We start from the raw sequence: 304 nt of genomic DNA on the forward strand, positions 1-304 counted from the left end.
GATTTTGGCGATTACCTCATGGTCCGGGCCGCCAACATGAAACTGACCATTGAAAAGAAAACAAAAATCATCGTCAATATTTCAGGCGGCGGGTGCCCGGATGTACCCTACCTTGCCCGGGAAATGGTGGGCAGACACCTGGATGAGGCCCCAAGACCCGGCAAAATCGGGCATACACTTTGCGGATACGCCCTGGAACTGGCGCATAAGGAGATGATTCGCCAATGCTCCTGATTGTCGGTACAGTGCCGGATGAGAACTTTCCTTTAACCCTGGGGCCGGCACTCCTGGACGGTGCTGATAT

General features: G+C 53.9%; 1 pseudogene. It reads left to right on the plus strand.

Features of this window, described 5'->3' with window-relative positions:
- A pseudogene (locus tag B3D59_RS09660) lies at nucleotides 1–234 on the plus strand (hypothetical protein); the annotation flags it as partial.
- Nucleotides 235–304 lie beyond the last annotated feature (70 nt).

It is taken from the genome of Desulfobacter sp. UBA2225 (assembly GCF_002348205.1).
Taxonomy (GTDB): domain Bacteria; phylum Desulfobacterota; class Desulfobacteria; order Desulfobacterales; family Desulfobacteraceae; genus Desulfobacter; species Desulfobacter postgatei.